General features: G+C 40.9%; 7 protein-coding genes. 3 read left to right on the forward strand and 4 right to left on the reverse strand.

Annotated features, from left to right (window positions below):
• Positions 1-209: 209 nt before the first annotated feature.
• Entirely contained in the window at positions 210-662 is a 453-nt protein-coding gene (locus tag I8752_RS20760) for a hypothetical protein (protein ID WP_214434188.1), read from the forward strand.
• Between the two features lie 231 nt (positions 663-893).
• Here the strand turns inward: I8752_RS20760 and I8752_RS20765 are convergent, their stop codons facing one another.
• Both I8752_RS20765 and I8752_RS20770 read right to left on the reverse strand, forming a co-directional pair.
• On the reverse strand, positions 894-1,181 hold the full coding sequence (locus tag I8752_RS20765; protein ID WP_214434189.1) for a Mo-dependent nitrogenase C-terminal domain-containing protein: 288 nt from the start codon (positions 1,179-1,181) through the stop codon (positions 894-896).
• A gap of 363 nt (positions 1,182-1,544) precedes the next feature.
• Positions 1,545-1,913: a ribbon-helix-helix domain-containing protein gene (locus I8752_RS20770; RefSeq protein WP_214434190.1), complete on the reverse strand. Its 369-nt coding sequence runs from the start codon at positions 1,911-1,913 to the stop codon at positions 1,545-1,547.
• Between the two features lie 166 nt (positions 1,914-2,079).
• Here I8752_RS20770 and I8752_RS38105 point away from each other — a divergent pair, with 166 nt between their 5' ends.
• Entirely contained in the window at positions 2,080-2,211 is a 132-nt protein-coding gene (locus I8752_RS38105) for a hypothetical protein (RefSeq protein WP_263985705.1), read from the forward strand.
• An 86-nt stretch (positions 2,212-2,297) separates the two neighbouring features.
• On the forward strand, positions 2,298-2,822 hold the full coding sequence (locus tag I8752_RS20775) for an HNH endonuclease (protein WP_214434191.1): 525 nt from the start codon (positions 2,298-2,300) through the stop codon (positions 2,820-2,822).
• A 182-nt stretch (positions 2,823-3,004) separates the two neighbouring features.
• Here I8752_RS20775 and I8752_RS20780 read toward each other — a convergent pair whose 3' ends face one another.
• Entirely contained in the window at positions 3,005-5,296 is a 2,292-nt protein-coding gene (locus tag I8752_RS20780) for an FAD/NAD(P)-binding protein (protein WP_214434192.1), read from the reverse strand.
• A 200-nt stretch (positions 5,297-5,496) separates the two neighbouring features.
• Positions 5,497-6,369: a bile acid:sodium symporter family protein gene (locus I8752_RS20785; protein WP_214434193.1), complete on the reverse strand. Its 873-nt coding sequence runs from the start codon at positions 6,367-6,369 to the stop codon at positions 5,497-5,499.
• Positions 6,370-6,402 lie beyond the last annotated feature (33 nt).

A 6,402-nucleotide genomic window follows, 5' to 3' on the forward strand; every position in this document is an offset into this window, starting at 1 on the left:
GAGACAGCCACACCCCACACCCCGCCCCAACGAAGCTTGGTGAAGTGGCATCCAGGATTGCGACTGCCTCACCGCTTGCGCGTCTACGTTCTTCCGTTACCTGTGCGTCAGTCCTCTGAATTTATCAAGTTTGGTTAACTTCATTATTTACTCAGATTCTTCACTTAAGTTTAAAGTGAGGCAATTACAAAAGAAGTTTGAGAGTAATTATGGCAGTTCATTATCGGGAAAGAATCATTACTCTTTGGTCAGTCTTTCTACTAGGAATACTGTTTCATACACAACTGGGTCTAATGCCGCTGTTTCACGGTTTACCCGTTGTCGAATCTCAAAGAGCCACAACCATCAATGATATTTCTGGAATTATGTGGTTGATGTTGGGCTTTTTTGTACTACCAATGCTGGCAATGATGGTCACTGCTTTTACTGATTCCAAGCGTTATCGAATAATTCATTTTGGTTTAACTGTCTTTTACAGCATCATGAACTTACTACATGTGCTTTTGGATCTCTTTGTCAAACCAGTTCTCTGGTATCAAATAGCTTTGATACTGTTTTTATTATTAGTAGGACTCTTATTGAATGTTACCGCTTTTCGTTGGATGCGTCTGCCATTAAAAGCTAATAAACAGCAAGAAAAACTGACATCTTTACACTCTTAGCTTCTGGTTGGACTTGAATAGTGCGGCTATTGAGGTTGGGAGCGAGAATAAATCCGTTTGCAATCTGAGAATTAGCATTGTCTTAGGACAAGATAAAATATGTGGTTGCTCAGAGATTTATAAATATTACAATCTAAAAATCTTATCTAGAAATCGTCATTTGGAGAATTTTTTAGACTCTTTGTTTAGTCAAAAAATTTCTCAATTTTGTCTGATGTAACCAATTTCTCTTTAACAATATTTTGTGGCATCCTCACCACAGACATCTACTAAATACAACAAACACTTAAAACGTAAACCCACAAATTGCTCATAGAGAGGGTTGATTTTACACAAAGGCGGAATATGAAAAAGAGTCCGACCTAAAATTTTCACAGTTCTTTCAAAAGGGCAATGGGAAGGAATAACTTTGCACAACAGTTTGGCCAGATTATAATCATGTATTTCTATGACTTCAAGCCGATATTTTATCTGGTTTAATAAACTGTTATTCAAACGAACTTTATTTAATAAGTTCATAAATCAAACTTCCTTCAATAAATATTTGCTCCTTTAAAAATACAACTATATCTAGAGAAAAACATAGTGTAATTACTAGACTATTCTTATCGTTTAGGAAAATCAATTGAAATATCAGTAATATTGCTTAATACTACTAGTTGTGCGTATAGGTTGTCCTTCGCTGGCGATCGCCTGACCCACGGTTATCATATTAATCGGGCTATTCAGCGCTCTTACTACTAATTCACCACGCAAATATTGACAGGTGTAGGCTCTTAAAAGAGGAAAGGGGAAGGCTTTTAAACCTTTACCTCTTACCCCTTACCCTTTTTCCGTCTGTCAAAAAGACTTTGGCAGACTACTACATCGGTTTGAAAGATTTCATTCCCAAAGGTTTCTAGAAGTTCCTAATGTAGCAAGTGGAACCAGGCTACCATCGGTAGTCAATCCCAACCACATGGTCTGTCGCGGTTGAATACATTGACCTGTTATGGCACATTGTTCTTCTTTTTGAGCGATCGCGGCAAAAGTAGCTCGAATATCCGACAGAGCAAGGAGCGGAGTGTGAGAAGATGATTCTATACGAGAGAGAGCATTTTGTTGCTCAACGTATTGCCAGAGAAGGTTTCGTATCAGTGCTTGATACCCTTGCTCTTTTGCAATCTCACGCAATCGTTCTTTTAACTCTGCTTCCAGTCGGATACTCGTTACTTGCATTTCCTTAATAGAACCTTGTTTGCGCGTATCCATAGCTGGTATATCTAAAAAAAATAAAAGGTGGACAATTTAATACTACAGATGTAGTATATAAATATTGTAATATAAGTAATACAAAAATCCCATGCTCCGCCTTCTCTCCTCAACCTTACGCAGCATAATGCTATGCCAATTCCATAAGAGTTTAGGCAGAGAATCTGTGCTGTTTGCGTTTGAGAATGCGTATCGTTTTGTCGGTAGAAAACCAGCCAGTGAAAGCAAGTTGACAGCTATTACTGGATGGCTAAATCCAGATCGAGCGATAAGAGCGGGAGGTGCAGGGCAAACCTGACACCGATATAGGGCAAAGAGTAGTATCCCCAAATCCCCGCTCCTGACAATCACCAGACGGGGATTATTTTTTGAGGAGTAAATTTTATGCCAGCGCAACAACAGAGTCAGCAACCACACATATTGCATAACCAAGTAGTTGTATTCTCCAAGAATTATCTTCCTCTGGCACGGATTAACTTGAAACGGGCGATCGTGCTACTGGTTACGGGTCAAGCAGAATCACTAGAGTTCGGTAGCACGAAACAATGGGAAGTGCGCTCTCCCAGTATCGTACTACAGATTCCCGAACAGATTCGTTTGACTAACAATAACCCTGAGCGGCATTGGAAAGTTCCAGCTGTGAGAAGCAAAGAAGTTTTCCGCCGCGATAACCACACCTGTCAGTACTGTGGTAGTACCAAGCGCCTGACGATTGACCATGTTATTCCCCGTTCTAAAGGTGGAACTCATACTTGGGACAATGTAGTGACAGCTTGCGAGAAGTGTAATTCAACCAAAAGCGATCGCCTATTGCACGAAATCGGTATGACGCTCAAGAGCAAGCCGAAAGCTCCAATTCACCCTGCTGTTGCCTTTGCAGAGCAGTTCTGGAAACAGCAGGACAGTTAGTGCTGAGTGCCATACAGCAAGCAGGAGGGTTTGCCGACCTCGGCGACCTTTCTGCGTCATAACCTTCTTGTGTCACTCTCCGGGAGGTAAATTTCTAGAAGCTTTCTTAAACTATTCTGTTGATTTGGTAACTTGTTTTCAAGCTGTTCGCTGGTTTAACCCAGAAGCAAGTTTATTGAAATTTAGATATACATAGCAAAGTAATCATTGTAAATTTCTGTATTAGTCATAACTGTGAGTTCTATTTGTTTTTGTTCTGCATCTATAGCCGGACTTGTGGCTGAATCTAAGCTTTCTTGAGGAATAAAATCACCACAGTATTCATTTGCAGGAACTGCTGCATTCATCTTTTGAGGATAACTCAATTTGAGATTATTCATGATAGTAATGAACTGGCTACGGGTGCGATCGCTAAATCTGGGATTGAGGCGTTTTTCTTCGCCAATGGTGGAAACTGTACGTCCTTTATAGTCATGAGCCGGATATACCAAAGTCTCCTCTGGCAAAGTAAATAAGCGTTGCGTCACCACATCATATAGAGTTCCGGCATCGCCTCCTTGAAAATCTGTGCGTCCACAACCACGAATAAATAAAGCATCGCCAGTTAATAAGCGAGTATTATCCACTAAATATGTTATGTGGCTAGCAGTATGGCCTGGTGTGGAAATTGCTTCAATGATTACCGATCCTACTTCGAGGATTTCGCCACCAACAAGGGAGCGATCGGCTTTTGTTACAGCAGGATTCTGGGGAACAATTACTTGACAACCTGTTTTTTGTCTGAGTTTACCTGCTCCTGTAATATGATCTGCATGAAGGTGAGTTTCCAGACAATAGCGTAGCTTTAATCCCAGTTCATCTAATGATTGCAAATCACGGTCAACTTGCTCTAAAACAGGATCGACCAGAACTGCATCTCCTGTTTGCCAATCGGCAATTAGATAAGTGTAACTACTGGTTTCTGGGTCAAAGAATTGACGAAATAAGAAGTTTGAGTGGGATTCAAAATGACGATTGCCTGTTTCTTTATCTAATAAAGGCATAGCCGGAATCGGACGTACACGCACTGGTAATGACTGCAACAACGTCTGAGATAATTTTTGTGCTTGTACGCGTAATTCTGGAACAGCAATAGTTTCCCACAAGTCGCCCTTGCGAGGAGTGCCTAAAGTATAAAGCAAAGTTGAAACTCGATCGTCTGCTGTATATAAAGCACCGTGGACATCTGCACTTAATCCTAAACCAATGGTATTGGCACGGATTAATCCCTGCGATCGCAAATTAGCAATTAGGGGATGAGGCGATCGGCGATAATCTGCTGCTACCCCTGTACAATTCACCACCCGCTGGACGTGTAAAACAGTATTCGTCTGGGTTTTACGCCCAAGTATAGTTACAGCTACGCCATCTGGGAATGCTTGATATTCTTGTATCCGTCCTGCGGAAATTGTGAGTTGACCAGAGTCCAGCATTTCTTGCACCACATCTGCTACTTTCTGAGCAATACGGTGACGGTGCACGTCCCAATAGGGTGTGAGATGACGCAAAAAACGCTGCTTTTCTACAGTTGGTAGTTTTTGCCAAATTTTTTGAGTAATTGGGCGTAAAGAATCAATTACGCCTCGCCAATCGTAACCTTGAGCAGTGGCAACTTTTACTTCGTCACGCAACCGACGCAACCAACCGCGTGCTGTGTTGGGTGAAGTTTCCAGAGAAACGAAAGTAGGATAAGGCTGAGATGCTTGATGTTTTAGCGGAAACAACCCTCGTCGAGACACTGCATAAATTTTGCCCCGATGTTGGCGATCGTGAAGAGATAAAACCATATCCACCATCGTCAGTCCTGTACCAATGAGCAATACCGACGCATCAGGGTCGATCTCTGCTAGGGCATCGGCTGACCAAGCATTCCGCCGATAACTTTCATTGTTACTATCTTGATGAATTGCGGGAGGTGCAGGCGAGTTTCCTAATGCTAACACCACTCTGTCAGCGTTAAAACAGCGACCGCTACGCAAAGAAATGATTGCACCGTTTTCTGCTGGCTCTATTCCCACTACTTCATCGGTCAATCTTTCTAGTTGGACATCAGTAGGTGCTGTAGCTTCGGCTTCTGCCAAAATTGACTGAATGTATAAACCATAAACTTTACGAGGTATAAAGCTACTAGCATTAACTTCTTCAGGAAAAAATGCAGCTAACTCGTTATTGTTGTACTGAAGCCACCGCAGTAGATGTCCCGGATCGCGAGCAAATGCACTCATGTTACCTGCCGAGACATTTAGCAAGTGACAGTTAGTATCTGTGCTGTAAGCAATGCCTTTACCAATTTGATGACTGCGCTCAATCAATTTAATAATCAGGGGTTGGCTGGCAGTTTTTAATAGATGTGTAGCAACTAGAGAACCACTAAAGCCTCCACCAACAATAACTATTGTGGTTGGAGTATGAGTAGTAAAAGAATTAGGCTTCATAGTAGTCTCGTATCAACAGTTACAGAGAACTTATCAAGTCTGTTTACTAGGAATAAATCTATTTCCAACCCAGCCAATATATTTCAGACTTGATATCATTTAAATTTTCATAATACTCTACTTTCCTATATAAAGTACACCATTACGCTAGAAAAACCGTATTTTTGATTAAATAGCTGTATCTTTAGAGCCAGAGAGTGTTAAACCTCTAACTGTTTAATATCTGCTTCTGTTGCTTGGTCTAGTTCGATAAACTTTGGCCCAGCAATGATAACTATCACCATCATTAATAGACTTGTCACCATAATGATGCTGACTACATTAGGGTCTTCAAAATTACTCGTTCCCACTAATAATGCTGCGGCAAAATTACGTTGGGCTGTACCGACTCCTAATACTCTTTGGGTATCAATACCAGGCCCGCCCAAAAGATAACCGACGCTAAAGGAGAAGATAATAAATACAGCACAAACAAAGATTGCACCTGTTTTTAATAAGCTAATAATATCGTTAGTGTGAATGAAGAGTCTGACTACTAAACCTAAAAGTAATCCGGCACTAGATAATTTAAATAAAATTGGTTGGATAACAGGAGCGATCGCCGCAAATTTAGCTTTGATAAATAATCCAATTACTAATGGGCTTACCATCAGCAATAATAAAGGTTTGCCAATATCCCAAGAGTTAATTTCCACACCTTGCACCACTAACGGTAGTACTATCGGCATATAAAAAATAGTGCCAAGCATGAGCAACATCATTAATCCCACAGAAAAGGCGATATTGCCCTTAACTATTTGAGCAAGTTTCGGCAAAGCTGGCGGGCCTGATGCTACTGCCATGACTAGTAAACCATCTTTTAGTGGTTCGCTTAGAGGAACTACTTGGACTAGCAAATAAATAAATAGTGGCACTAAGACAAAATTTGTCAGTAGAGAAAAAATGACGAGCCGAGGACTGCGAAGAGGTTCCCAAATTTGTTTTATCGTTAAACTTAAACCTGCACCCAACATAGTGCAAACAATAAATGTGAAAAGTGCAATTTTATCAGTTACTACTAATATTTCATTCATGATTTATGAGGGATTGGGGATTGGGGATTGGGG

Origin of the sequence: Dendronalium phyllosphericum CENA369 (assembly GCF_016056275.1) — a bacterium.
Lineage (GTDB): Bacteria > Cyanobacteriota > Cyanobacteriia > Cyanobacteriales > Nostocaceae > Dendronalium > Dendronalium phyllosphericum.

Excerpts from the sequence above, each read along its gene's own strand:
- I8752_RS20760 (WP_214434188.1), top strand. The coding sequence starts at position 210 with ATGGCAGTTCATTATCGGGAAAGAATCATTACTCTTTGGTCAGTCTTT.
- I8752_RS20765 (WP_214434189.1), bottom strand. The coding sequence starts at position 1,181 with ATGAACTTATTAAATAAAGTTCGTTTGAATAACAGTTTATTAAACCAG.
- I8752_RS20770 (WP_214434190.1), bottom strand. The coding sequence starts at position 1,913 with ATGGATACGCGCAAACAAGGTTCTATTAAGGAAATGCAAGTAACGAGT.
- I8752_RS20775 (WP_214434191.1), top strand. The coding sequence starts at position 2,298 with ATGCCAGCGCAACAACAGAGTCAGCAACCACACATATTGCATAACCAA.
- I8752_RS20780 (WP_214434192.1), bottom strand. The coding sequence starts at position 5,296 with ATGAAGCCTAATTCTTTTACTACTCATACTCCAACCACAATAGTTATT.
- I8752_RS20785 (WP_214434193.1), bottom strand. The coding sequence starts at position 6,369 with ATGAATGAAATATTAGTAGTAACTGATAAAATTGCACTTTTCACATTT.